The organism is Chitinimonas lacunae, from assembly GCF_042650885.1.
Taxonomy (GTDB): Bacteria; Pseudomonadota; Gammaproteobacteria; order Burkholderiales; family Chitinimonadaceae; genus Chitinimonas_A; species Chitinimonas_A lacunae.
Window position 1 is genome coordinate 708,200 of record NZ_JBHSBU010000001.1, and the last position, 26,218, is coordinate 734,417.

Here is a 26,218-nt window from a genome sequence, read left to right on the forward strand (position 1 = left end):
CTTGGGCTGATGCCGGAGCATCGGGTCGTGGACATCTGAGCGAGCTTAGGGCGTCCGAGCTTGGGGGAGGGCGCAGGATGCATGGATCGCCAGATCAGATCACGCTGCTTCGCCCGCCATCGATCGTCATCACCGTACTCACCACATGACTGGCCCGCTCGCTGGCCAGAAACACGGCCATATCGGCGATTTCTGCCGGATCGGCGTAAGGCCCGAGGGGAATCTCCGCCAGAAGCCTTGCCAATACCGCATCGCGGCTGCTGCCTTGGCGGCAGGCGTCGACTTCGAGTGCGGCGTCGGCCCGTCCGGTCAGGGTGGTGGCGGGGTTGATCGCATTGATGCGGATGCCGACTCGGGCGTAGTGGCTGGCCAGGCCGACCGTCACCAGCAGCAGGGCAACATTGGCCGCACCGCCCGCTCCATGGACCGCACTGGCAACCTTGCCGCCCATCCTGACGATATTGACGATGGCGCCGGTCTGGCAACGACCGGTGGAAGACTGCTCGGCACGCTGGCGCATCCGTTTCAACACGGCGTCCTGGGCGTGCAGATAGGGGAAGTACGGCATGGGACGCTGGAGCCAGCGATCGCCGGATCGTACCGCCGCGTGGCGCCGGCGCTGTTGACCAGAATATCAAGCGATCCCAGCTCGTCTTCGATCCAGGCAATGGCCTCGGCGGCTTGTGGATCGCTCAGATCGGCCGATACACCCATGACCTGACCACCCTTGGCGCGCAGGGTGCTACAGGCTGCTTCCATCCTCTGCGGGTCGCGGGCAATCAACGCAACTTCGGCACCTTCACGGACAAAGGCCTGGGCACAGGCGTAGCCGATGCCTTGGCTGCCACTGGTAATCACCACACGTTTTCCTTGCAGCCATCAATCCATGGTTGGGTCCTCCTGGCCTGGGGAAGTAGTCAGGCTTATATGGGATTTCTACTTAACATAATCAAAAAAGAGGGGCGGCGAGTTAACTACGATCCTGGGATTATTTTTGTTTTTTACTTTACATAATTTATATTGGATATTTTGCAGATGAATCCCGAACAGTCAGCAAGAAGGGGAGGCGCTTGGCAGTGCCGTTTCATTGTGCTTGGCTATCTAGCGGTGAGGCCCACTCTGGTCAGAGAAAGCGCTGAAAGGGCTTGAGTCGGTAGGGGAGATGGGGCTTGGCGGCCGTTGCTCAGGCTTTTGTCCATCGGACGCTGCTTGTGTGCTGGACGCCCGGCGGAAGGGGGAGTCGGGAGTGGCCTGGATGGCCACTCCTTTCATCACGAACCCGCGGCATGATCAGGGCAGGGCACAGCGAATAAGCCTGCGGCAGGGGACGTGATCAGGCTGGTTGTTCAAGACGGTGTTTTGTCATGTTCTTTTTTCTTCTTGGGTAGAGTCCACCACACGATAAACACCAGCAGTAGGCCAGCGATACCGGCTTCGAGCAGTAACCAAGTCATGTCTTTTTCCTCCTTTGTCGCGCGCCCCAGGCTTGATATCGAGGCGTTCGCCGCCATGATACGGAAATTCGCGTCTCGAAGAAGAACAACCATGTCCAGTCCCGCAGTCCCGAAACCGCGCAATGATTGGCGGACCTTAAGTACCCTGTTTCCCTATCTCTGGCGCTACAAATTCCGTGTACTGGGCGCGCTGACGCTGCTGGTGGGGGCCAAGATCGCCAACGTCAGCGTACCGCTGATCCTGAAGGACGTCGTTGACCATCTCGACCGCTCGGGACAGGCCAGCGCCGATGCCATGCTGGTGGTACCGGTCATGCTGATCGCCGCCTATGGTGCGTTGCGACTGGCTTCGACCGCGCTGGGCGAGCTGCGTGATGCGCTGTTTGCCAAGGTATCGCAAGGGGCGATCCGTCGGATCGCCTTGCAGGTATTCGAGCATCTGCATCGTCTGAGTCTGCGTTTCCATATCAACCGCCAGACCGGCGGCGTTACCCGCGACATCGAGCGCGGTACGCGCGGGATTGCCACGCTGCTCAACTTCATGCTGTTCAATATCCTGCCGACCCTGGTCGAAATCGGCCTGGTGGCAGCGATTCTGATGAGCAAGTACCACTGGCATTTCACCGCCGTCACCTTGTTGACCATCGTCGCCTATATCGCCTACACCCTGACTGTCACCGAATGGCGCACCAAGACCCGCCGCTCGATGAATGAACTGGACTCCAAGGCCAATGTCCGCGCCGTCGACTCGCTGATCAATTACGAGACGGTCAAATATTTCAGCAATGAAAAATTCGAATCGGCCCGTTACGACGAGAGCCTGAGTAAATGGGAGCGGGCCTCGATCAAGAACGAGGTCAGCCTGGCGATTCTCAACACCGGTCAGTCGGCGATCATCGCCTTGGGGGTGACGATGCTGGTCTGGCTCGCTGCCGATGGTGTGGCGCGTGGCGAGATGAGCCTGGGCGATCTGGTTCTGGTCAATGCCTTCCTGATCCAGCTCTATGCACCGCTCAACTTCCTCGGCATGGTCTACCGCGAGATCAAGCAGGCGCTGACCGATATGGAAAAGATGTTCAGCCTGCTCGAACAAAATGAAGAGGTGCAGGACCGTCCCGGTGCCGTCGCACTGTCCACCCAGGCCGCCACGATCCGTTTCGAGAATGTGGACTTTGGCTACGATGCCAAGCGACAGATCCTGCATATGGTCGATTTCGACATTCCTGCCGGCCATACCGTCGCCGTGGTGGGCAGCTCCGGAGCGGGCAAATCGACGCTGTCGCGCCTGCTGTTCCGTTTCTACGATGTCAGCGGCGGCCGGCTCAGCATCAACGGCATCGATGTGCGCGACTACACCCAGGAAAGCCTGCGCGCCCATATCGGCATCGTTCCGCAGGATACTGTGCTGTTCAACGACACGATCTACTACAACATCGCCTACGGCCGCCCGGGCGCGAGCCGCGAGGAAGTGGTCGAAGCAGCCCGCTCGGCCCATATCCTCGACTTTATCGAACGACTGCCCGACGGTTGGGAGACCGAAGTGGGCGAGCGTGGCCTGAAGTTGTCCGGTGGCGAAAAACAGCGGGTGGCGATTGCCCGCACCATTCTGAAAAACCCGCCTATCCTGGTGTTCGACGAAGCCACCTCGGCGCTCGATTCCAAGACCGAGAAGTCGATCCAGGCTGAACTTGCCGCCATCGCCGAACATCGCACCACGCTGGTGATCGCGCATCGGCTCTCCACCATCGTCGATGCCGACCAGATTCTGGTCATGGACCACGGCCGGGTGGTCGAGCGCGGTACCCATCGCCAGCTGATCGAGCAGGGCGGCATGTATGCCCGGATGTGGGCGCTGCAACAGCAAAGCGAGATCGAAGCGGCTTGACCATGAAAAGAGGCTGTCGGTGACAGCCTCTTTCCCTATGGAAGGTTAGTTATCAGGCAAAAGGCAATCGATCATTAATATCGATGCATTTTTCTGCCTTGAATCCATCGTTATTTGACCTGATGGATTCTTACTAACTGTCCTTCTTTTTGCATCGCTTCCATATCAACACCGTAACCGACCCACACCTCGCTGCCGCTCAGGCCGCTGGTATTGAGTCCGCTGTAGATCGGCAACTCGAACTGTTCGGTCGCTTTGAGTCGCATGGCCGGGTTCAGCGGCCAGCGCAGTGTCTGCCAGCCACGCGGGCCGTCGAGCATATACCAGCTGCCTGCGAGGCTGACGCCGACGAAGACCGCGACTTCACGCCCTCGGTCGCCCAGACGCGGGGTAATCTCGGCCGTCAAGGACTGGGCTTGCGCACTACCGTCCAGCCGGCCGGCAATACGCATCGGCTGATAGGCGGGAGTCGCCCGATAGGCCGCTGCGGCATCGAGCAGACCGTAGCCGTAATGGATATTGGCCGTCGCCGGCAGCGCAACTGCCGGGTCGAACCGAGGCAGCACGCCGGTATGCGCGTTGGCGCGGGCGGTGGAGAACAAGGCCTTGCGCACTTCAGCCGGAGTCAGATCCGGGTTCTTTTGCAGCAGCAGCGCCACGGCACCTGCCACATGGGGCGAAGCCATGCTGGTGCCGCTGCCTTGCTGGTAGAAGCCCGGGTTTTGGCTGTCATAGGCCAGCACTGCGTCGATGTTCACGCCCGGCGCGACAATTTCGGGTTTCATCTGCGGCGGGCATTTGCTGGTGTTGCTGCACTGGCGACGCGGACCACGGCCCGAGAAGTCGGCCAGTTCCCCGGCGGCGAGTTCACGGCTGGTCGCGTCGTCAGGATCAGCCGGCGCAGCATTGACGCTATAGGCCCCCACGGCGATCACTTCGGCTGCCGAAGCCGGTACGGCCATGGTTTCCAGCGTCAAACCGTTGCGTTGGCCATTGGCGTCCACCGTGCCGTAACGGCCGTAGAACATGCCGCCTTCCTTGGTGTCGATCCAGGCAAAGCTGCTGCCGGGCGCTGCGGCATCGGCGCGCAGATCGATTTCCCAGCGTGGTTTCTGGTCCATCTGCTGGCCAGTCAGCTCGATCACTACCTGACGGTCGTCATTGTTCAGGTTGACCTCGGTCGATACGATGCTGCCCTGCCCGCAGGCGGCTGGGAGGATCAACTGCTGTCCGGCCGCCACGAAATCGGTTTCGCAACGCAAGGTGTCGCCATGGTAGCCGCGCAGCCGTACCGAATAGCGGTTGGCGCCCGGATACCACATCTCCAGCCGCGAACTGGGCGTCTCGACGGGACGGTAGCTGGCCGTCACCACTTCGCCCGCCGCAATGCTGCCCTGGGCGCGCAAGGGCAGGCTGGCTTCGTTGCCGGCGGCGGCCACCAGGATCAGGCCGCGTCCTGCCAGCGCCGACAAGGCCCGTTCAAAGTTGGAGGTACCATCGCGCGGCCCTTCGAAATGGCCTACCGACAGATTGACCACCGCCGGCCGACCGAGCGTGCGGGCGTATTGCTTGATCCGGCTTACCCCATCGATCAGCCGAGCCGTCGTTTCTCCGCCATCAGCCGCCATCACGATATCCGCTTCCGGCGCCATCCCGACGTGGGTGGCGGGGCTGCCGCTGGCGGCGCCATTGCCTGCACCGATGCTGCTGACGTGGCTGCCATGGCCCACATCGTCGATATGGGGACAGGCGGTCGAGTTGCGTCCTTCACGGATGGCCCGATCGATCGTTGCCTGGTCGCACGCCAAGCCACTGTCCAGTTCCCACAACTGTAATACCCGGCTGCTGCCGTCGGGGCGCAGAAAGTCGGGATGACGGAAATCGATTCCGCTGTCGTAGACCCCGAAAATCACGCCGCGGCCGCTGGCTCCCTCAAAGTCCTGTCCGACCTGCCGCCGCAGCAGATCGGCCCCGGTGGCCGCCACGCTGCTGGTCAGCCGCGACTTAAGCGGCCGCGAGGCTTCGATGAACATCACGCCGTCGAGCGCAGCCAGCCCTTCGAGACGGCTGAAGGGCAGGCTGACCGTAGCGATATCACCCGCTACCGAGCCGATCGTGGCGCCATAGGCGCGCATATTGTCCAGACCCTGCGCCTTGAAGCGGACCAGCAGATCAAGGGTGACTTCATTATCCGCCGCGCGGACCCCCCTCTTATGTTCAGCCGGCTGAGCCGCGCTCAGCAGTCTCGCTTGCAGGGTGGCATCGAGCTGACCTTGGGCCAGCAAAGGGGAACAGGCTGTCAACGACAGCAGAATTGCGACATGCTTGGGTTGCATAGACATTGTTATGGGTTGGTGAAAAAAGCCGGGGATCTTGCGTCCCCGTTGCATAGGAACCAGGGCGACCACACAGTTCCACCGCACTGTGGTTTACCCGTGGAAAGGATTTCACCAATTGCTGTAGTAGACAGACCGTGCTTCGGAAGCAGGAATAGATGAAAAAAGCCGCAAACAAGCGTTGCGGCTCTGCTGGAGGCGGCGGAGCCGTTGCTGGCTCGCCTGCGAGGATATTGGCTGGCGATTTTCCTTAAGCCCGGCCTCCAGATCCAGGCCGCAGTTGCAGCCTGGAGTGGAGGAGAAGAGGGCGCGGCGCTTGTTCAGCCGGACGCCATATGGGAAGCGAATCTGGCTTGGCCGCAGGGCCGCGACGACGTAAAGGCTTTCCGTCCCGCGACCGCTTTGCTTCACGCCTTCCAGTGCTGGGTCTTGTCGATCAGCGCATCGAGCTTGCGTCGTGCGGCACCCGATGCCAGCGCCTGGTCGGCGGCGGCGAAACCGTCGGCCAGGGTGGGGACCAGCCCCGCAGCATAGATCGCCGCACCCGCATTGAGTTGCACGATATCGCGGCAGGGGCCGGCTTGGTTATCGAGCACAGCTTCGACTTTCTGGCGCGACTGCTGGGCATCGGACGCCTTGAGGTCGTCCGGCTGGCAGAAGGCAAAGCCATGCTCGCGCGGGTCGAATTCATATTCCTCGATCACCCCATCCTTCAATTCGGCAATCAAGGTCTTGTCGAACAGGCTGATTTCATCGAGCCCGTCGCGACCGTGCACGATCAGTACATGACGGCTGCCAAGCTGCTTGAGGACCCTGGCCTGGATGCCCACCAGATCGGGATGGAACACTCCCATCACCTGACGCTCGGCGCCGGCCGGGTTGGTCAGCGGACCGAGGATATTGAAGATGGTCCGCACCCCCAGTTCACGCCGTACCGGGGCCACATGCTTCATGGCGCCGTGGTGATTGGGCGCGAACATAAAGCCGACGCCGAGTTCATCGATGCATTGGCCGACCTGTTCTGGCATCAGGGCCAGATTGACGCCGAGCGCTTCGAGCACGTCGGCCGAGCCCGAGGACGACGACACGCTGCGATTGCCATGCTTGGCGACCCGCGCTCCCGCTGCCGCCGCCACAAAGGCGGCGGTGGTCGAGATATTGAAGGTATGGGCACCATCGCCGCCGGTGCCGCAGGTATCGATCAGATGGGTCCGGTCGGTCACGGCCACGGTGGTGGCGAGTTCGCGCATCACGGTGGCGGCGGCGGCAATCTCCGACACGGTTTCCACCTTGACCCGCAGGCCGATCAGGATGGCGGCAGTCTGCACCGGCGTCACCTCGCCGCGCATGATCTGGCGCATCAACGACAACATCTCGTCGTAAAACAATTCATTGCCGTCGATCAGACGGTTGAGAGCGGCTTGCGGGGTAATCACAGGAACGGGCCTCCATGCCAATAACGGTCTATCAGTTGCTTGGACAGTATAAAGACAAATCTTCGCAATACGAGAAGCGGGCTACAAAGGTTTTTTAATAATTAAGGACGAGATGTCAAGGTCTCTTCAAACGCCCGGAACACCGTGCGTTCCTTGCTGCGGTCATGGATGGCAAAGCAGACCTTGGCAAAGCGGCCATGGTAGGGCGCACCGGGGGCGAGCAACTGACGGAAGACATTGGCCACGAGCAAAGGATCGTTGCGGAACACCCCACAACCCCAGGCACCCAGCACCAGGGCCGGAATATCGGCATCAGCCGCCAGCGCCAGCACCTTGGCAGCCCGCCCGGCCAGGGCCGTCGGGACAGCGGAAAGCGATTCCGCTTCGTGCTGGGCAATCGCGCCGGCATTGGGCGCGGCAGCGGTGATGAACGTGACGGCGTAGGGCGTTTCCAGCAGATGGTCGTTATCGTCGCGGAACACCGGGCAATCGGGGCTGACGATGGCGCGGTCGGAATAGAGCAGGGTCTTGCGCTGGTGGAAGTCGTAGAACGGCGCCTGGAAGCGAGTCAGCGAAGGGTAGAGCGCCGACGCCCGCGCCAGACTTTCTTCCTGAGCCTGGCTGCCGCCGAGAAAGCCGCCGCCAGGATGCTTGGCCGAGGCGAAATTCAATGCCGCGACCCGGCTATGCCGGCCAAGCAGGCGCTGGGCAGCCGCCAGCGTGGTTTCGGCCGTGACGGTGCAATGCATCTCGGTATAGGGCGCCGTGCGCGCTTCGACGGAATGGCAAAGCTGGGTCAGGGTGTCGGGGTCATAAAAACGTGCACCTTCGACACAGGTGACGATGGCATCGGCCAGGTCGACATGGCGGCCCGACGGGGCTTGGTAGCCACCGGCAGACAGGATGCTCAGGGTTTCCGTCGCAATCGAGGCACGGCGGGAACGGTTGTCGATCAGGGGTTCAGACATAGGCTTTCAGGAAATTGTCGAGCATCTGATGACCGTGCTCGGTCAGGATGGCTTCGGGATGAAACTGTACGCCCTCGATGGGCAGGGTTTTGTGACGCACCCCCATGATCTCGCCGTCGTCGGTCCAGGCGGTGATCTCAAGGCAGTCCGGGCAACTTTCGCGTTCGATCACCAGCGAGTGGTAACGGGTGGCGGTAAACGGCGAGGGCAGGTCGCGGAAGACGCCCGTATTGGTATGGCTGACCGGGGAGGTCTTGCCGTGCATCAATTGGCGGGCGTGAATGATTTTTCCACCGAAAGCCTGACCGATCGACTGATGGCCCAGACAGACCCCCAGAATCGGCAGCTTGCCGGCGAAATGATGAATGGCCGAGACCGAAATCCCGGCCTCGTTGGGCGAGCAAGGACCAGGCGACACCACCAGATAATCCGGCGCCTTGGCCTCGATCTCGGCCACGGTGATCTCGTCATTACGATAGACCTCGACCTGCTGGCCAAGCTCGCCGAAGTACTGCACCAGGTTGTAGGTGAAGGAATCGTAGTTGTCGATGATGAGTAGCATGATTTGCCTAATCGATTGATTTTTCAGAAAGAGGTCCGGTCGGGTGGGAAATGATCTGATTCATTGTCCCAGTCGTCACTAAGCCATCTTTGGACATCGTTTTATTGCGAGTGCCCCCGCGAAGACCAGCCGATTCCCGCCAGGGCAGAGAATTCGCCGCCATGGATCATGCTATAGATGCTCGCGCGATGGTAGTCCGGCAGTGGTCGGGCCAGGGGGCAGGGATAAAAGACCAGGGGTGGATTGGCGCCTACTTCCCACCTGGGCGGAAGTTTGTGTCACCTGGGGACATGCCGCCCCAGCCAGGGTTCGGCCTGTCCCACTCTCAAGCAAGGATGCTGTGGAGTGCCCGGCGGATGGCTTCCACATTGGCCGGTCGTACCAGCCTTTCCACTTCCTGGCCATCACGCAGAAAGATCAGGGTCGGCCACAGCTTGACCCGGAAGGAGCGGCCCAGTGGGCGGCCGCTGCCATCCTCCACCTTGAGATGGCGCAGTGACGGTTGATTGGCCAAGGCTTCGGCCAAGAGCGGTTGCGCTGCTTGGCAGTAACCACACCAGGGCGCACCGAATTCGAGAACGGTCGGGCCGGGCAGCACATCGATGGCGCTGCGCGGCGGCTCTTGGGTGGCGTAATCGGTGTTCATCGCGATATCTCCTTCTCCAGACGATCTGGGCGATCGTTGATTCGACCAGCAGTTGACGCGCCTGTGACAGGTCAATTTTTCCATTGCCTGGGCTTGGGTATGGGTTTTTCTGCACAAAGTTGGGCAAATTTTGCACGCCATCATTCAAATGGATAAACCACTTGGTGGAAGGCGGCAGGAACCTGGTTTGCTCGGCAGTAGCCATCTCTTGTCCCGATCTGGAGAGCCGCCGTGCGTATTGCTTATGTCACTGAAACCTATCCGCCGGAATTCAACGGGGTATCGCTCAACGCGGCCCGTTCCGTCGGTTATCTGCGCAAGCGCGGTCATGTCGTCGAATTGATCCGCCCGATGCGCCAAGACGAAATCGAACGCGACAGCCCCGAAGAATGGCTGACGCCCAGCTTGGCACTGCCGTTATCGCAGGATCAGCGCCTGGGCCTGCCTATCCTGTGGCGCCTACAAAAGCGCTGGGAAAAGCGACGGCCGCAGGTGGTTCATGTGGCGACCGAAGGGCCGCTGGCCTGGGCCGCGGTGCGGGCAGCGCAGACCTTGTCGATTCCTGTCACTTCCGACTTCTGTGCCAATGCCAACGAATACAGCAGCCATTACGGTCGGGGCTGGGCGGGGCCGGTGGTGATGGCTTATCTGCGCCATTTCCATAATGCGGCCGACCTGACTTTCGTGCCGACCCAGACCTTGCGGCATCGGCTGTTCACCGAGGGTTTCCAGGCGCTTGAAGTGCTGGGGCGCGGCGTCGATACCCGGCTGTTCAGTCCTGACCACTATCAAGTCAGTCTGCGCGAGCAGTGGGGGGCGGCGCCTGGTGAGCCGGTCATGCTGTATTCGGGCCAACTCAATGCCGAAGAAAACGCCGAGCTGGCCTGCCAGACCTTTCAGGCCGTTCACGCCTATATGCCGGAATTGCGCATGGTGGTGGTCGGTGACGGGCCGCTGCTGGAAACCTTGCGCCAGCGGCACCCCGAGGTGCACTTCGTCGGCAATCAGCGTGGCAGCACTTTGGCTGAGCATTATGCATCGGCCGATATTCTGCTTTATCCGAGCCTCAGTGACGGCTGCAGCAATGTCCTGTTGGAAGCGATGGCCAGCGGCATGGCCGTGCTGGCTTTCGATTGCGGCGCCGCTGCCGAGTATATCGACGACTGTGTCAACGGCATGCTGGTGACGCCGGGCGATGTGCAGGGCTTTGTTGACGATGCCTACCAGATGGCCAATGAGCTGTCGCGTTTTCTGAGTCTGCGGCTACAGGCCAGAACCAGCGCGCAGCGCCATCAATGGGACACGGTATTGAGCCGCTTTGAAGGCGCGCTGCGCCAACTTGGCAGCGAAACCGAGCAAAGGGAAGTCGCCTATCTGCCCACTTGAAGCTGGTCGGAGAACTTTGCCAAGCCACGCCGCATGCGTGGCTTCCCTTTGGACAGGGAATGTTGAAGAAAATTTATTTATGTATTAACGCCGCTATCTGTCTTGCAGGTATGTTGCGAAATTTTTTCTAATCAACTTGGACCAGTCATAAAAAATGCCCCGCTGCGAAGCGGGGCATAAGCGCCTACTAGGGAGGAAAAGCGGGTGGAGCCGTGGTCGGACAGCGAGAGAGGAACGATGCCCGGCCACATCGTCCCTGTGGCAAGCGGTGTGCCCACCACCATGGGCACGCGGTTTGCCCCATCTAGGCACAACGCTTCCTACCAACAAGCCAGCCACTGTCCGGATTTCTCCTCAGAAAGGAACCGCCATGAACAATGAAGAGCTCGTCGATACGCTCAACGATCTGATCGAAACCTGTAAGGACGGCGAATACGGGTTCAGCCAATGTGCCCAGTACGCCAGTGCCAGCGATCTGCGCAACCTGTTCCAGGCCCGCGCAGCCGAATGCCGGCAGGCCGCTCAGGAGTTGGCCTCGCTGGTTCGGCTGTATGGCGGCGACCCCGATATGAGCGGCACCATCGCAGGCGCGATCCACCGTGGTTGGGTCAGCGTGCGCAGCGCCGTGACCACCGATGAAGATGCCGCCATGCTGGAGGAATGCGAACGCGGCGAAGATCGGGCCAAGGCCCAGTACCGCAAGGCACTGAGCAAGCCGCTGCCCGAGTCGGTGCTGGCCGTCGTCACCCGGCAGAATGCCGGCGTGGTGCGCAACCATGATCAAGTCAAAGCATTGCGCGAACGCTATCGCGCCTTGCACCACTAGTTATCCCTCACCTGCCTCGGTCCGGTCGCAAGGGTTTCAAGTGCCGAGTGCGGGATAACCTGCGCCTCAGGCTGCGTATCCCAGGCTGTCTTCAGCCACTGAGCGTTACGGGAAACCAGCCGAAGTCGACGCCCAGGGCCGGCCATTATGGCCGGCCTTTCTTATGGCTGAGGCGGCATGTGGTTTGCTCGAATTCGGCCATTCCAAGCCCCGACCACTTCCCGCCGCAGGAGACACTCCGATGGAAAAACACGATAAGCCCGGCACCCCTTCAGCCAGCCAGGACAAGCTCGACGCGCTCGACCCGTTCCGTCAGGGACCGGGGCAGGCACTGACCACCAATCAAGGCACGCCGATCAGCGACAACCAGAATTCCCTGCGCGCCGGCATCCGCGGCCCCAGCCTGCTGGAAGATTTTATCCTGCGCGAGAAGATCACCCATTTCGACCATGAGCGGATTCCCGAACGGGTAGTCCATGCCCGGGGCGAGGGGGCGCACGGTTTTTTCCAGGTCTACCGCTGCATGAGCGATCTGACGAGCGCCGACTTTCTGCAAAACCCCGAAGACCGCACCCCGGTATTCGTGCGTTTTTCCACCGTGGCCGGCTCGCGTGGCTCGACCGATACGGCGCGCGATGTACGCGGCTTTGCCGTCAAGTTCTACACCCGGGCCGGTAATTTCGACCTGGTGGGCAACAATATCCCAGTGTTTTTCGTGCAGGACGCGATGAAGTTTCCCGACCTGGTCCATGCGGTCAAACCTGAGCCGCATAACGAAATCCCGCAGGCGGCCAGCGCCCACGATACATTTTGGGACTTCGCCTCGCTGACCACCGAGACCACCCATATGCTGATGTGGGTCATGTCGGACCGCGCGCTGCCGCGCAGTCATCGGATGATGGAGGGCTTTGGCGTTCACACCTTCCGGCTGGTCAACGCCGAAGGCCACTCGCGTCTGGTCAAGTTCCACTGGAAACCGGTACTCGGCATCCATGGCCTGGCGTGGGACGAGGCACAGAAGATCAGTGGCAAGGACCCCGATTTTCACCGCCGCGATCTATGGGAAGCGATCGAGCGCGGCGATTATCCCGAGTGGGAGCTGGGTATCCAGGTGATCGAGGAGGATCAGGCCGACAAGTTCGGTTTCGACCTGCTCGATGCCACCAAGATCGTGCCCGAGGAGCTGGTGCCGGTGCAGCGGATTGGCCGGCTGACCTTGAATCGCAATCCCGACAACTTCTTTGCCGAAACCGAACAGGTGGCTTTCCACCCGGGTCATATCGTGCCCGGGATCGATTTCACCAACGATCCTTTATTGCAGGGGCGTCTGTTTTCCTACACCGATACTCAGTTGTCGCGACTGGGCGGGCCGAACTTCCATGAAATTCCGATCAGTCGGTCGATCTGTCCGTTCCATAACCACCAGCGCGACGGTATGCACCGGATGACCATCAATACCGGCCGGGTCAACTATGACCGCAATTCGCTGGGCGCCGGTCTGCCGGCCGAGCTGCCGCCCGAGCAGGGCGGCTTTGCCAGCGTGGCCGAGACGATGGAATCGCCCAAGCTGCGCGGGCGCAGTCCCAGCTTTGCCGACCATTTCAGCCAGGCCAATCTGTTCTGGCGCAGCCAGACTGCGGTCGAGCAGGACCATATCGTGGCGGCATTCGCCTTTGAGTTGGGCAAGGTCGAGACGGTGGCGATCCGGGAACGGATGGTGGCCAATCTGGCCCAGGTCGATAGCGGTCTGGCCGAGCGAGTAGCCCGGGAACTCGGGCTGCCCGCGCCGACCGGCATCACGGTATGCGCCTGGCCCGGCTCGCCTTCGCCGGCGCTGAGTATGGTGGGCAGCGGCGACGGCAGCGCCTTGACGCGCAGCGTGGCCATTCTGACGGCGGACGGAGTCGATGGCGAACAGGTGGCTGCGATGCGCAGCGCCCTCAATTCGGCCGGGGCGCAGTGCAAGCTGCTGGCGGCGCGGCTGGGCGACGTGGCGAGTGCCGATGGGACGGCGCTGGCAGTCGATGCCACCTTCGCGGCCATGCCCTCGGTGATGTTCGACGCGGTGTTCGTGCCGGGTGGTCATTCGACCTGTATCGGCGCGTTGCGCGCCAACGGCGACGCGGTGCATTACCTGCGGGAAGCCTATAAGCATTGCAAGCCGATTGCGGTGGCGGCCGATGGGGTCGGTCTGCTTGAGGAAGCGGCGCTGGCGCCGGTGCCGCATCAGCCGGCCGAGCCCGGGGTGCTGGTTGCGGCGCCGGGCGACGCAATCGATGGGCTGGCGCACGACTTTATCGCGGCGATCGGCAAACACCGCTTCTGGTCGCGGGCAGGATTGGCCTCGATCGCTGCCTGACCAGACATCTGCCCTCACCACGGCCGCCCGCTCGGGCGGCCGTTTTGTTTGGCGCAGGGCTTTGTAAATTTTGTTCTGCACGAATGTAGAACATCTACTTGATATGGATGAACCGGCGCGATAAGCGATTAATGCAGTGGGCACATTATCTGCAACAGGGGAAATATCTAATAAGGGCAGCGAATCAGGCCCATCCCTGACTGACAATTGGTGGAGGTGAATATGAACCCGCGAATCTCCGGCCACGGCAATCACGCCACATTGCCACAAAACGGTACCGAAGAATGGCAGCAGATCGTCGCAGAGGAAAGAAGGCAGCTTGAGCAGAAAATGAATCGGCTGCGCATCCAACGCCAGATGGCCAATCGGCAAGACAGCGTCAGCCCCAAGGGGTCCGACGCGCAAGGAGATAAGTGGGAAGAAGACGAGGAACACACCGAACGTCTCAATGCTTGAGTCACCCGCTGCGCTGGACGAGCTGTCCGGCCCAACTTCCTGGAGTAAAGACCATGACACTAGGCACCATTCTGTTGATTTTGGTCGTGTTGGCGCTTATCGGCGCTTTTCCGGCCTGGCCGTATAGTCGCGACTGGGGATATCGTCCCATCAGTGTGATCGGTGTGGTATTGCTGGTCCTGATCGTGTTGTTGCTGACCGGTCGAATATAGTTTTCGCTGAACCGGCACAAGCAATCGGTAAATAGAAAAATACTGTTGTGAATATTCGGATAACCGGGGCAGGATGCTCCGGTTGTTTTTTGTGGGATAATTCCAATCCGTACTGCGGCGCCTCGATTGGGCGCTGTTTGCTTTTTTGAAATATCCAATTTTCAAAAGAATAGCTATTCCCATGGAAATCATTGTCGCCAGTCGGCGCAGCAGCAAGGCCGCCATCGTCGATCACGCCAATCGGGTGGTCATCGATCTGACTTCCAAAGCAGCCCAGCCGTGGGTCCGCTTCAGTCCCTTCTATCCCCACGGCGCCATTCCCGTCCCCGGCTGGCCCGACCTCACTGCCCAGTCGGTCGAAGGCATATGGCAGGGTCTCAAAGTATTCGAGCACGAGGGCACTGATCTGTCGCGCCTTGAGCTGAGCACCATGCGCGGCATCAAGCGCAGTGGCGCCAAACGGGGCCGGGTGCTCGGGCATCAGGCGGGTCCGTCGGGGGAATTGCTGAGCTATGTGACAGCAAGACGGGCGATCTATCTGCCTGCCTACCGCTGGGTGCTCGAACATTGCCTCCAGGCCGAAGTGGCGGCATTGCGCGAGCTGGCGCAAGAGAAGTCGATCCGCCTGCTCGATTACGAAACCAATTGTTCGGTTGACGATACGACAGCACCGTTGTCGCATGCATTTCTGGTGGCTTGTTTCGTGCGCGGGGAATGGCCTGGCTAGCCAGGCTGGGCGGTGACGCAAAAGGGTGTCCAGGCAGTCGGGACCGCAGGATATGTTAGTTGCCCAATGGCACCGAGGTGAGCGTCGTCACCGGTGTCAGGGGAATACGGAGCCATGGCAAAAAAAGCCGACGGGACCATTGCCCGTCGGCGAGCCTCATGCAAAACAAAACGGGGAACAGCGGGGTACGGCTTAGCGCTTGGTGACCTTTTCCCAGGCGGCGCGGGTGGCCGGGCGACCCTGGGTCCAGTCGAGCGAGTTTTCACCGCGTGCCGCTTCGTAGTGAGCCCTGAGTTCCGGCTCGATCTCGTCGTAATTGCGACCTTGATAGCGGTTGGCGGCGGTATAGCCCAGCTCGTAGAACGGCGCATACGAGTTGTAATCGCCAGTGCTGGCATAGGGCTGTTTGGCATGACTTTCACGCCAGTAGCGTTCCTCGGTCTGCGGGTCGACCACGGTCGGGTTCAGCGATTCACCGGCGCTGCTGCCCAGCAGGCCGCCGGCCACTGCACCGACCACGGCACCGGCGGCCGTGCCGACCGGGCCTACAGCCGAACCCATGGCGGCGCCGGCCGCGGCCGCTGCACCGATACCTGCGGCGCCACCCACGGCGGCCCCGATGGCCGTACCGACCGGATGGGCTCCCGGCTCATCGGTGATCGGGTCACGGTTGGCCGGGTCTTCATCGAGCTTTTTGTCGTTGGGATTGTTGGGATTCATGATCTCTCTCCTTCGGTTATTGCCGAAATGGCGGCGGGAAGCGTGTTATTCCTGCCTACGCTGCTTGTTCTGCTCAGCAAGCCCCGCGCCCGCTCTCAGCAGAGTCGTTTTCCTCTCCTTGTCCTGATCTCATCCTCTGGCGGGCCTGGCCAGGCAGGATTTGCATCGTGCCGATCGATTTTTTACATGGGCGGCCACGGACCGGCGCGCACGAGAGTTGCAGGAAAGGCTGGATCGAACAACGCCATGTCGCATTGCCTTGGGAGGTCCGTTATGCAAACCATCAATTACCTGTTACAGCACAATTCCTGGGAGTCGCTGGCAGTGGCCATCGTGGTCGGCGCTGCTGCCTTGCTGGTTCTGACCCTGCTGCGTCGTCTGGTCTGCGAACGCCTGAAGCATCTGGCGCCGCGTACCCATACCCGGCTCGATGAGGTATTGCTGGGCATGGTCGGTCAGACCAAGCAACTGATCCTGATCGTGATCGCCATCTATATCGGGGCGTATCAATTGGTGTTGGGCGACACCGTCGAGCGCGCGCTCGATCGGGTGCTGATGGTGGCCTTGATGGTGCAAGCCGGGCTGTGGCTGAGTCATGCTGCACTCGACTGGCTGCGCTACCGTGCCGAGAGCAGTGCCGATCAGCACAAGCAATCGATGGCCACCCATATGGCCCTGGTCGGGTTTATGGCGCAGATGGTGATCTGGGTGGTGGTGGTGTTGTCCATCCTGGCCAATCTGGGCTTCAACATCAGCGCCCTGATCGCTTCGCTGGGCATCGGCGGCGTGGCGGTGGCGCTGGCGGTACAGAATATTCTGGGCGATCTGTTCGCCTCGATGTCGATTGCGCTCGACAAGCCTTTCGTGGCCGGCGACTCGATCGTGGTCGACACCATTTCCGGCACCGTCAAGCAAGTCGGCCTCAAGACCACCCGGGTCCAGGCCGATTCGGGCGAAGAGGTGGTATTTGCCAATGCCGATCTGCTCAAGAGCCGGATTCGCAACTACAAGCGCATGGAAGAGCGGCGGGCGCTGTTCAGCTTCAGTGTCAGCTACGACACGCCGCCGGAAAAGCTGCGGCAGATTCCCGATATCGTGCGCGACCTGATCCTCGAACAGCCCGACACCCGGTTTGATCGGGCCAGCCTGAAGGCGCTGAGCCAGAGCAGTCTTGACTACGAAGTCACCTACTACATGCTGAAGCCGGCGTATGCGTTGTTCATGGCGACCCAGCACGCCATCAATATCAGCCTGATCGAACGCTTTGCCGAGGAAGGCATCCGCTTTGCGATCGTCGGCCAGTTCACCCTGCCGACCTTGTCGGCCCCACAGTTGTCCAGCTCTGCCCAGCCTGCCCCGTCGCCGCTTGCCGAATCGCGCAGCAGTGCCCGTGCTGGCGCAGGCGGGCAGGGGCGGCCGATACCGGCTGGAGGGTGAGTGGGACAGGGAAAAGCGGAGGCTCGAAGAGGAAAGTGTAAGAATTACTTATTTTTTAGCATAACTGCTTACTAGTCTTGCAGTTATTTTTCCTGAAATTTTCTATTCCAATTTACTCTTCTTCCCATCCAGCACCATCCCCTCCCGTTTCTCCACATCCGTTTCCCCAGCACGGCGGGGTTTTTCCCCGCCTTGACAGCGCTGATGGGCCACAATGGATTGAGCGCGACACCCCTGTATCCGGGAATCATTTTTGCGCAGTGGGGCTATCATGTCGCTTTTTGCCGATATTCCTCCCGTCGGAGCCGGCCATGTCGCTCGATTCCACCACCGTTTCCCCGCAACCGAACCCTTCCTGTCGCGGCCAACTGCTGGCCTGTCCCGAATGTGATCTCTTGCAGAGAGCCCAGCTCTCCGCCTGGCACGGCACGTTGCGCTGTGCCCGCTGCTCGGCGGTGCTGGTGCGTTCGCGCCACGACAGTATCGAACACACGCTGGCGCTGCTGGTTGCCGCCTGCATCCTGTTTGTGGTGGCCAACAGTGCCCAGTTGGTCACGCTCGATTTGCAGGGCAGCATCCACACCTGCACGCTGCCCGGGGCCGTGCAGGCGCTATGGCAGCAAAAGCGCGAGCTGGTGGCCTTGATGGTGTTGGTGACGGCGATTCTGGTGCCGGGCGGTCTGCTGGCGCTGATGCTGTATCTGTTGCTGCCGCTGGCCCGCAATCAGGTGCCGCCCGGGGTCAAGCTGGTAATGCGGCTGCTGCACCATATTCGGCCCTGGGGGATGATCGAGGTGTTGTTGCTGGGGATCCTGGTGGCGGTGGTCAAGCTGTCAGGCCACGCTACTGTGCTGCCCGGGCCGGCCTTGTGGGCACTGGCCGGGCTGCTGCCCATCACGGCCGGGATGTTGACTGCCTGGCGTCCCGATGATGTCTGGCTGCGTCTGGGAGAATTACAAAAATGAATACCACGACCGATTCCGCCCTCAACGCGCCGGGGCTGCGAGCCGCGGCGCATGGCCTGGCCGTATGTCTGGTCTGTCATCAACTGTGCCGGCTGCATGGCTCGCATGGCCGCTGTCCGCGCTGCGGCGAGTCGGTCTATCTGCGCAAACCGGGCAGCGTGGCCAAGTGCTGGTCGTTTCTGATCGCTGCCGCCTTGCTGTATCTGCCAGCCAATATGCTGCCGGTGATGTCGTCCAACTCGATCAGCGTGCGCCAGAGCGACACCATCATGAGCGGAGTGATCTATCTGTGGACCCAGGGCTCGTGGCCGCTGGCGCTGGTGGTGTTCGTGGCCAGCATCATGGTGCCGCTGCTGAAGATCCTGGTGCTTTTGCTGCTGTTGATCTCGGTGCAGCGCCGTTCGGTGCGGCAGCCGATGCAGCGGCTGAAGCTCTACCATCTGGTCGAATTTGTCGGGCGCTGGTCGATGCTCGATATCTATGCCGTCGCCACGTTGGCGGCGCTGGTGCAGTTGCAGGCGCTGGGCACCATTTACGCAGGCCCGGGCGCTGCGGCATTCGGCGGAGTCGTCGTCTGTACCATGCTCGCCTCGCAGAGCTTCGACCCGCGCCTGATCTGGGATCCGATCGCCGAGCATGCCGCCACTGCCGGGGGAGACGATGGCCGAGCCTAATCTGCCGCCGCGTTCTCCGCTGCCCAATGAAATTCCCGACCCGCTGGCCGAGGCCCTGCCCGAGGCGATCAATGAACCGGCCAAGCGGCGGGTTATTCCGCTGGTGTGGATCGTTCCGATCATTGCCGCACTGGTGGGCGGCTGGCTCGCTTTCAGCAGCTTTCTGGCGCGTGGACCGCGTATCACCATCAGCTTCGAGACCGCCGAAGGGATCGAGGTCAACAAGACCCGGATCAAATACAAGAATGTCGATATGGGCGTGGTCTATGGCGTCAGCCTGTCGCCCGACCGTCAGCGCGTGCTGGTCCATGCCGAGCTGCGGCGTGATATGAAGGATGTACTGGTCGAGGGTACCCGTTTCTGGGTGGTAAGGCCCCGGGTGGCACTGGGAAGCGTATCCGGCCTCGGCACGCTGCTGTCGGGGCCGTATATCGGCATGGACATCGGCAAGTCGGCGCGCCGCCGCGATGAGTTCGTCGGGCTGGAAGTGCCGCCGGTGGTGACGACCGGCCTGCGCGGGCGGCATTTCACCTTGCGGACCTGGCAGCTTGGGTCGCTCGATATCGGCTCACCGATCTATTACCGCCGGCTGCGGGTCGGTCAGGTCACGGCCTATGCGCTGGAGCCGGACGGACGCTCGATCAAGGTGCGCATCTTCATCGAAGACCCGTACCAGCGCTATGTCACCCAGAACAGCCGTTTCTGGCACGCCAGCGGTATGGATGTGCGGCTCGATGCCAATGGTTTCCGGATCAGTACCGAGTCGCTGGCCACCATCATCGCTGGCGGCATCGCCTTTCAGACGCCTCGCGACGAGGAAACCGGGCCGCCCAGCCCGGAGAACGCCGAGTTCAAGCTCGCCTCCTCGCGCAACGATGCCATGTCCGAGCCGACCACGGGCGAGAAGCGCTATCTGGTCTATTTCACTGATTCGTTGCGTGGGCTGTCGGTCGGGGCGCCGGTGGACTTCCGTGGCATTACGATTGGCGAGGTCAAATATATCGGGATGGAATATCAGGCCAAGACGCGCAATTTCCGCTTCCCGGTAGAAATCGCCCTCTATCCCGAGCAGATGCGCAGTCGTGTGCTCGCTGGCCGTACCAAGTCCGACGAGCCGCCGCCGTCCGATCAGTTGATCGACGATCTGGCCGACCAGGGACTGCGTGCCCAGTTGCGTTCGTCCAATCTGTTGACCGGTCAGCTCTATGTGGCGCTCGACTTCTTCCCGAAGGCTGGCCCGGCCAAGGTTGACCGCAGCCGGGCGATGCCGGTACTGGCGTCACAGCCCAATTACCTGGGGCAGATCCAGGATTCGGTCGCCAGCATCGCCGCCAAGATCGACCGGATGCCCCTCGAAGAGATCGGCCAGGACCTGCGCCGGGCTCTGCAGGATCTCGACGACACCATCAAGCGCGCCGGCAAGGTGGTGGATCGGGTCGATCGCGAACTGGCGCCACAGGCGTCTGCCGCGCTGGAGCAGGCACGCCGGACCTTCCAGGCGGGCGAGCAGGTGCTGCGCGAAGATACGCCGCTACAGCAGGATCTGCGCAATACGCTTCAGGGCGTGCGGCGTGCCGCCGACTCGCTGCGCAATCTGACCGACTATCTCGAACGCCACCCGGAAACCCTGCTGCGTGGCAAGCCCGATGACCCGCGCCAACCGGAGCCTGTCCGATGACGCCTTTCTTCCGCCGTTTTCTGCTGCTCGCTGGCTGTCTGCTGCTCGCTGCCTGTACCAATACCCCGCGCGACCGGTTCTATACCCTGTTGCCGCCGATGACCGCCGGCCAGTCGGCAGTGCCGGTTCACAGCACCGATACCATCGTGGTCGGTCCGGTCGGGGTACCCGATGCGATTGATCGGCCACAGATGGTGGTGCGCTTTGGCGATACCCTCAATGTGCTGGAACAGAACCGCTGGGTGCAGTCGCCCCGGTTCGAGATCGGCGCCGCACTGGCCCACTATCTGAGCCGGCGACTGGGAGTTGCCGTGATCACTGCCCAGCAGATTGCCGTCAGCGGCAGCCGCTATCGGATCGGGCTCGAAGTGCTGCGCTTCGATTCGGAACCGGGCCAGGCGGCCGGATTCGATGCGATCTGGATCGTCCGCGACAGCGCCGGCAAGACCTTGGCCAGCGGCCGTTCCACCCAACGCGTGCCATGTCGAGATGGCAGTTACGAGGCAGTTGCGGTGGCGCATAGCCAAGCTATCGATAGGCTGAGCGGCGAAATTGCCGCTGCGCTGGCGGGACTGCCCGTAGCTGGCCGGCGCGAAACCCAACGTCCCTGAGTCCGCAGCGGCCAGAATCTCTCCTCTGCCTGTCCTCCAACCTGATCCAGGCAGCGAAGTCAGTCTGAAATGGCGGGGGCAGCGGTCATGGGCGCACTGCAAAGCGTGCTTGTCGGTTTGCTCACAATCTCTGACCGGGCGCCATCGCTCCCAGGGCTTCGGTGCGTCTCCGGCCCGGTCCACGAAAATGGTTTACGCCTTGAGCCGAGGCGCTGTTTCCAGCCACGGCGTACTCGTTGAATGGCCGCGTTGTGGTGGTGAGCCATCGATAAGTGGAAAGCAATGACTTGTCTGATGGAAGAGGCGAGCAGCAGGCGTAGAGTGGAGCGACTGGCGGAGGGGCTTGTCCGAGCGGTTGACGATGTTTCGTCTGATGAACCGGTTGTTTTTAGTGACGAATACTGGTGATTGGCGCTATCGCTCGTTTATTGTTGATTGACAACGGCCTAATTAAAATCGGCACCCATCCGATTCCCACAACCCAGATACCATGTGCCTGCCGGCCGTGGTTTCCTTCCGGTCTATGACGCAATGAATGTCGCCAACACCGATTCCACGCTGCAAGCCGGGGTATTCCGTCGCCTGCTGGTCCGTAATATCGCCCTGCCGTTGGCTGCCAGCGCGGTCAGCGCTGCGGTATTCGTCGGTCTGATCTTCTACCTGATCTCGGCGATGAACTGGGTCGATCATGCCAACCGGGTGATCGGCGAAGCCTATTACATCAGCAAGCTGCTCGGCGACGGCGAAAGCGGCATGCGCGGTTTCGTGCTGACCGGCAACGACACTTTCCTGGACACCTATAACAGCTCGATCAGCTATCTGCCGCCGAGCATCCAGCAACTGCGCAATCTGGTGGCCGATAACCCCGAGCAGCTCAAGCGTCTGCAACGGATCAACGAGTTGCAGACGCAGTGGTTCGTGTTGGCCAATGAAGTGATCGAACAGAAACGTTCCGGGCGCGACCCTACCTCGATTGTTCGCTCGGTCCGCCCCAAGGCGCTGACCGACAGCATCCGACGTGAATTCGATGAATTCATCCAGGCCGAGACGGCCCTGCGTACCGAGCGCAACAGCTCGGTCAATAGCACCGTGCAGGTGATGATCGGGGTGATCCTGCTGCTGATGCTGCTGTTCGGCGGCAGTATCGCCCTGTCGGGACGGCGGCAGCTCTTCCAATTGGCGGCGGTATACGACGATCTGCTCGGGGTGCAGCAGAAACAGAACGAGGCCCTGCAGCGGCAGGACTGGTTCAAGTCGGGCTTTAACGAACTCAATATCTCGATTCTGGGGCAGCCATCGATCAACCAGCTCAGCGACAGCGCGCTGCGCTTTCTGGCCAACTATCTCAATGCCGCGGTCGGCACGATCTATGTGCTGCAAAGCGAGATGTTTCTGCGCCGGGTGGCCAGTTATGCGCTGGCCCCGTCCGACACCACCCCGACCGAGTTCCGTTTCGGTGAAAGCCTGATCGGCCAGACGGCAGTAAGCGGGCGCATGCTGCGTCTGGAAGAGGTGCCGCCGGGCTACACCACCATCAGCTCGGGCCTGGGCAGTGCGCCGCCTCGCTATCTGCTGCTGGTGCCGGCCCGGATCGACGATGGGGTGATCGGGGTGGTGGAGTTGGGCTTTTTCGAGCCGCCTTCGGCCGATATGGCGGAGTTTCTGCAACAGGCGGCCGACCAGCTTGCCACGGCGCTGAAGGCGGCGCAGTACCGGCAACAGCTCCGGGAAGCGCTGGAGCAGAGCCAGCAGCTCAATGAAGAGCTGCAAGCCCAACAGGAGGAATTGCGCGCAGCCAACGAGGAGCTGGAAGAACAGTCGCGCACGCTGCGCGAAACCCAGAGCCGGCTCGAAACCCAGCAGTCCGAGCTGGAGCAGAACAATGCCCAGCTCGACGAGCAGGCCCAGAAGCTCCAGCAGCAGCGCGACTGGCTGCGGGAACGCAATCTGGCCCTCGATCAGGCGCGCAGCGAATTGCAGCAGAAGGCACTCGATCTGCAACGGGCCAGCCAGTACAAGAGCGAGTTCCTGGCCAATATGTCGCATGAGTTGCGCACGCCGCTCAACAGCACGCTGATCTTTGCCAAGCTGCTGGCGGACAACCCGCAAGGCAATCTGACCGAGGAACAGGTCCGCTTCGCCACGCTGACCACCTCGTCGGGCAACGATCTGCTCAATCTGATCAACGATATTCTCGACCTGTCCAAGGTCGAGGCCGGCATGCTCGATATCCAGCCTGAGCCGACCGATTTCGGTCCGATGCTGGAGAGTGCCGCCGAACCGTTCCAGGCACTGGCGCGCGAGAAAGGGCTCGATTTCGAGGTGACGCTGGAGCCGGACCTGCCGCTCCAGATCGAAACCGACCCGCGCCGGGTGCGGCAGGTGCTCAAGAACCTCCTGTCGAATGCCTTTAAATTCACCCGCGAAGGCAAGGTCGAGCTCTATGCCTACTGCCGCGATGCCAGCCATGTTGCGATCGAGGTCCGCGATTCGGGCATCGGTATCGCGGCTGAGCATCAGGAAATGGTGTTCGAAGCCTTCCGCCAGGTCGATGGTGCCAGCAATCGAGAATTCGGCGGCACCGGTCTTGGCCTGCCCATCTCACGCAATCTGGCCCAGTTGCTCGGTGGCAATATCGAACTGAAAAGTGAACTGGGGCAGGGCAGCGTGTTCACCCTGGTGTTGCCGCATCAGTCGCCCAAGCCTGATGTAAAAAAACAGGAAAATACTCTGCAAGAAACAGAGCAAGTAATAGAAAAAAGAGAAAATATAAAGTCTCATGCTCCCGCCAAGCCGACCACCAAGCGCAGAGCCACTTCACGGCCGCAGGCGGATTTCAGCGACGACCGCGAGCAATTCCCCACCAGCAACCGCAGCCTGCTGGTGATCGAAGACGACCGCAATTTCGGCGAGATCCTGTACGGGCTGGCGCATAAGCGCGGCTTCACCTGTCTGGTGGCCTTGACCGCCGCCGAAGGGATCGAGCTGGCCTGTCAGTACACCCCCGATGCGATTCTGCTCGATATGAAACTGCCCGATCAGTCGGGGCTGGCGGTGCTGGGCGAACTCAAGGAAGACCCCCGTACCCGGCATATCCCGATCCATGTGATCTCGGGTGTCGATCGCAGCGAATCGGCCTTGCAGATGGGAGCCGTGGGGTATCTGCTCAAACCGGCCGACCAGGCGGCGCTCCAGGCGGCTTTCGAGCGGCTGGAGAATAAGTTGGCACAGGAGATCAAGCATGTCCTGGTGGTCGAGGACGATCCGGTACAGCGCGAAAGCATCCGCGCCCTGATCTCAGGCACGGGAGTTGCCATCACCGACGTAGCGCTGGCGAGCGAAGCGCTGGAGCGACTCGGCGAACAGGTCTTCGACTGCATGGTGGTCGATCTGTCGCTGCCCGATATGCAGGGGCTGGAGCTGTTGCAGCGCATGGTGGCCAATGGGCTGAGTTCCTTGCCACCGGTGATTATCTATACCGGCCGTCAATTGTCGGCGGAAGAGGAAGAGGCGCTGCACCGCTATTCGCGCTCGATCATCATCAAGGGCGCGCGTTCGCCCGAGCGGCTGCTCGATGAAGTCACCCTGTTCCTGCATCAGGTCGAGACCGAGCTGCCGCCTGAACGGCAACGGATGCTGCAAGCGGCGCGCAACCGCGACAAGGCGCTCGAAGGCGCCACGGTGCTACTGGTCGATGACGATGTGCGCAATATCTTCGCCCTGACCAGCGCGCTCGAAATGAAGGGAGCCCGGGTGGAGATTGCCCGCAATGGCCAGCAGGCGCTGGAGCGGCTCAATCAGAACCCGGGAATCGATTTGGTATTGATGGACATCATGATGCCGGTGATGGATGGCTACGAAGCAATCACCGAAATCCGCAAGCAGCCGCAGTTTGCCCGCTTGCCGGTGATCGCCGTGACGGCCAAGGCCATGAAGGACGATCAGGAACGCTGCCTCGCTGTCGGCGCCAACGACTATCTGGCCAAACCCATCGATGTCGATAACCTGATTTCGCTGGTCCGGGTGTGGATCTCCACTCCGGGGAGACAGTTCGATGAACTATAGCGAGCAGGATTTCGAGATCGAGTTGCAGCTGCTGGTCGAGGCGATCTATCGCAAATACAACTACGACTTCCGCAACTATTCGCCAGTATCGCTGCGTCGGCGGGTGAAGCTGGCGCTCAGTCAGCTTGGCTGCGACACGGTATCGAACCTGCAAGGCCGGATCATCCATTCGGCCAGCTGTTTCTCCAATCTGCTGCAATACCTGACGATTTCGGTCAGCGAGATGTTCCGCGACCCCGAGTACTTTCTGGCCCTGCGCGAGCAGGTGGTGCCGTTGCTGCACACCTATCCCTCGCTGAAAGTCTGGGTTGCCGGTTGCAGCACGGGTGAAGAGGTCTATTCGATGGCCATTCTGCTGCAGGAAGAGGGCTTGCTCGAGCGGACCATTGTCTATGCCACCGATATCAACCCTCACAATCTGGAGAAGGCCGAAGCGGGTATCTACCCGATCGAGAACATGCAGCGCTTTACCGTCAACTATCAACGGGCGGGTGGCAAACAGGCGTTTTCCGATTACTACACCGCCGCCTACGGTGCCGCGATCCTCGACCAGTCGCTGCGTCGTCAGGTGGTGTTTGCCGACCACAGCCTGGCGACCGATGCGGTATTTGCCGAGACCCAACTGATTTCCTGTCGCAACGTGCTGATCTATTTCAACCGTGAGTTGCAGGATCGGGCCTGTGGCTTATTCGCCGACTCGTTGTGCCGCAAGGGTTTCCTCGGGCTCGGGGCCAAGGAGACCGTGCAGTTTTCCAGTCATGCCGCGGCCTTTACCCCATTTGCCCCACAGGAAAAGATTTTCAGAAAGAATTGAC

Annotated in this window: 23 protein-coding genes; 14 read left to right on the forward strand and 9 right to left on the reverse strand. The window is 61.2% G+C overall.

The features are described 5' to 3' along the window. Nucleotides 1–94: 94 nt before the first annotated feature. The 3 genes from ACFOW7_RS03160 to ACFOW7_RS03170 all read right to left on the reverse strand — a co-directional run bounded on the left by ACFOW7_RS03160 (nt 95) and on the right by ACFOW7_RS03170 (nt 1,547). Nucleotides 95–568: an SDR family oxidoreductase gene (locus ACFOW7_RS03160; protein ID WP_378160929.1), complete on the reverse strand. Its 474-nt coding sequence runs from the start codon at nt 566–568 to the stop codon at nt 95–97. Further along, complete coding sequence (locus tag ACFOW7_RS03165; protein ID WP_378160932.1) at nt 526–861, reverse strand: SDR family NAD(P)-dependent oxidoreductase; 336 nt, start codon at nt 859–861, stop codon at nt 526–528. Before ACFOW7_RS03165 ends, ACFOW7_RS03160 begins: the two co-directional genes overlap by 43 nt. A gap of 485 nt (nt 862–1,346) precedes the next feature. Beyond that, on the reverse strand, nt 1,347–1,547 hold the full coding sequence (locus tag ACFOW7_RS03170; protein ID WP_378160934.1) for a hypothetical protein: 201 nt from the start codon (nt 1,545–1,547) through the stop codon (nt 1,347–1,349). Between ACFOW7_RS03170 and ACFOW7_RS03175 the strand changes: the two genes are divergently transcribed. Further along, nucleotides 1,546–3,339, forward strand: coding sequence for an ABCB family ABC transporter ATP-binding protein/permease (locus ACFOW7_RS03175; protein WP_378160937.1), 1,794 nt, complete (start codon nt 1,546–1,548; stop codon nt 3,337–3,339). The genes ACFOW7_RS03170 and ACFOW7_RS03175 overlap by 2 nt on opposite strands. Nucleotides 3,340–3,449: 110 nt before the next feature. On the opposite strand, the gene ACFOW7_RS03180 is transcribed toward ACFOW7_RS03175, so the two are convergent. The 5 genes from ACFOW7_RS03180 to ACFOW7_RS03200 form a co-directional block, all read right to left on the reverse strand. Further along, nucleotides 3,450–5,675 (reverse strand): S8 family serine peptidase, encoded by a 2,226-nt coding sequence (locus ACFOW7_RS03180; protein ID WP_378160939.1) that lies wholly within the window; start codon nt 5,673–5,675, stop codon nt 3,450–3,452. A gap of 407 nt (nt 5,676–6,082) precedes the next feature. Beyond that, a complete protein-coding gene (trpD, locus tag ACFOW7_RS03185; RefSeq protein ID WP_378160941.1) occupies nt 6,083–7,111 on the reverse strand; it encodes an anthranilate phosphoribosyltransferase in 1,029 nt (342 codons plus the stop codon). Nucleotides 7,112–7,212: 101 nt separating this feature from the next. Further along, nucleotides 7,213–8,079, reverse strand: a complete 867-nt coding sequence (locus ACFOW7_RS03190; RefSeq protein ID WP_378160943.1) for a TIGR02452 family protein — start codon at nt 8,077–8,079, stop codon at nt 7,213–7,215. Then, nucleotides 8,072–8,641 (reverse strand): aminodeoxychorismate/anthranilate synthase component II, encoded by a 570-nt coding sequence (locus tag ACFOW7_RS03195; RefSeq protein ID WP_378160945.1) that lies wholly within the window; start codon nt 8,639–8,641, stop codon nt 8,072–8,074. The genes ACFOW7_RS03190 and ACFOW7_RS03195 overlap by 8 nt, the downstream gene beginning before the upstream one ends. A gap of 325 nt (nt 8,642–8,966) precedes the next feature. After that, complete coding sequence (locus ACFOW7_RS03200) at nt 8,967–9,287, reverse strand: thioredoxin family protein (protein WP_378160947.1); 321 nt, start codon at nt 9,285–9,287, stop codon at nt 8,967–8,969. A gap of 231 nt (nt 9,288–9,518) precedes the next feature. Here ACFOW7_RS03200 and ACFOW7_RS03205 point away from each other — a divergent pair, with 231 nt between their 5' ends. The 6 genes from ACFOW7_RS03205 (at nt 9,519) to ACFOW7_RS03230 (ending at nt 15,253) form a co-directional block, all read left to right on the forward strand. Next, complete coding sequence (locus ACFOW7_RS03205; protein WP_378160949.1) at nt 9,519–10,673, forward strand: glycosyltransferase family 4 protein; 1,155 nt, start codon at nt 9,519–9,521, stop codon at nt 10,671–10,673. A 370-nt stretch (nt 10,674–11,043) separates the two neighbouring features. Continuing rightward, nucleotides 11,044–11,499, forward strand: a complete 456-nt coding sequence (locus tag ACFOW7_RS03210) for a ferritin-like domain-containing protein (RefSeq protein ID WP_378160951.1) — start codon at nt 11,044–11,046, stop codon at nt 11,497–11,499. A gap of 241 nt (nt 11,500–11,740) precedes the next feature. Continuing rightward, nucleotides 11,741–13,858, forward strand: a complete 2,118-nt coding sequence (gene katE, locus ACFOW7_RS03215) for a catalase HPII (protein WP_378160953.1) — start codon at nt 11,741–11,743, stop codon at nt 13,856–13,858. Between the two features lie 222 nt (nt 13,859–14,080). Beyond that, nucleotides 14,081–14,314, forward strand: a complete 234-nt coding sequence (locus ACFOW7_RS03220) for a hypothetical protein (protein ID WP_378160955.1) — start codon at nt 14,081–14,083, stop codon at nt 14,312–14,314. A gap of 53 nt (nt 14,315–14,367) precedes the next feature. Continuing rightward, on the forward strand, nt 14,368–14,526 hold the full coding sequence (locus ACFOW7_RS03225; protein ID WP_378160958.1) for a DUF3309 family protein: 159 nt from the start codon (nt 14,368–14,370) through the stop codon (nt 14,524–14,526). A gap of 181 nt (nt 14,527–14,707) precedes the next feature. Then, nucleotides 14,708–15,253: a DUF6939 family protein gene (locus ACFOW7_RS03230; protein ID WP_378160960.1), complete on the forward strand. Its 546-nt coding sequence runs from the start codon at nt 14,708–14,710 to the stop codon at nt 15,251–15,253. 192 nt (nt 15,254–15,445) lie between these two features. Here ACFOW7_RS03230 and ACFOW7_RS03235 read toward each other — a convergent pair whose 3' ends face one another. Next, a complete protein-coding gene (locus ACFOW7_RS03235) occupies nt 15,446–15,973 on the reverse strand; it encodes a hypothetical protein (RefSeq protein WP_378160962.1) in 528 nt (175 codons plus the stop codon). Between the two features lie 273 nt (nt 15,974–16,246). On the opposite strand from ACFOW7_RS03235, the gene ACFOW7_RS03240 reads away from it, so the two are divergent. The 7 genes from ACFOW7_RS03240 (at nt 16,247) to ACFOW7_RS03270 (ending at nt 26,217) form a co-directional block, all read left to right on the forward strand. Then, complete coding sequence (locus tag ACFOW7_RS03240) at nt 16,247–17,410, forward strand: mechanosensitive ion channel family protein (RefSeq protein ID WP_378160964.1); 1,164 nt, start codon at nt 16,247–16,249, stop codon at nt 17,408–17,410. Nucleotides 17,411–17,721: 311 nt separating this feature from the next. Beyond that, complete coding sequence (locus ACFOW7_RS03245) at nt 17,722–18,375, forward strand: paraquat-inducible protein A (RefSeq protein WP_378160966.1); 654 nt, start codon at nt 17,722–17,724, stop codon at nt 18,373–18,375. Beyond that, nucleotides 18,372–19,049, forward strand: coding sequence for a paraquat-inducible protein A (locus tag ACFOW7_RS03250; protein WP_378160968.1), 678 nt, complete (start codon nt 18,372–18,374; stop codon nt 19,047–19,049). Before ACFOW7_RS03245 ends, ACFOW7_RS03250 begins: the two co-directional genes overlap by 4 nt. Next, the gene (locus ACFOW7_RS03255; protein WP_378160970.1) at nt 19,012–20,727 is read left to right on the forward strand and encodes a PqiB family protein; all 1,716 of its coding nucleotides are present in this window, start codon (nt 19,012–19,014) and stop codon (nt 20,725–20,727) included. The genes ACFOW7_RS03250 and ACFOW7_RS03255 overlap by 38 nt, the downstream gene beginning before the upstream one ends. Beyond that, complete coding sequence (locus tag ACFOW7_RS03260; protein ID WP_378160972.1) at nt 20,724–21,338, forward strand: PqiC family protein; 615 nt, start codon at nt 20,724–20,726, stop codon at nt 21,336–21,338. Before ACFOW7_RS03255 ends, ACFOW7_RS03260 begins: the two co-directional genes overlap by 4 nt. Nucleotides 21,339–21,869: 531 nt before the next feature. Beyond that, entirely contained in the window at nt 21,870–25,403 is a 3,534-nt protein-coding gene (locus tag ACFOW7_RS03265; RefSeq protein WP_378160974.1) for a response regulator, read from the forward strand. Beyond that, nucleotides 25,393–26,217, forward strand: a complete 825-nt coding sequence (locus ACFOW7_RS03270) for a CheR family methyltransferase (protein ID WP_378160977.1) — start codon at nt 25,393–25,395, stop codon at nt 26,215–26,217. Before ACFOW7_RS03265 ends, ACFOW7_RS03270 begins: the two co-directional genes overlap by 11 nt. The last annotated feature ends 1 nt before the right edge of the window (nt 26,218 follow it).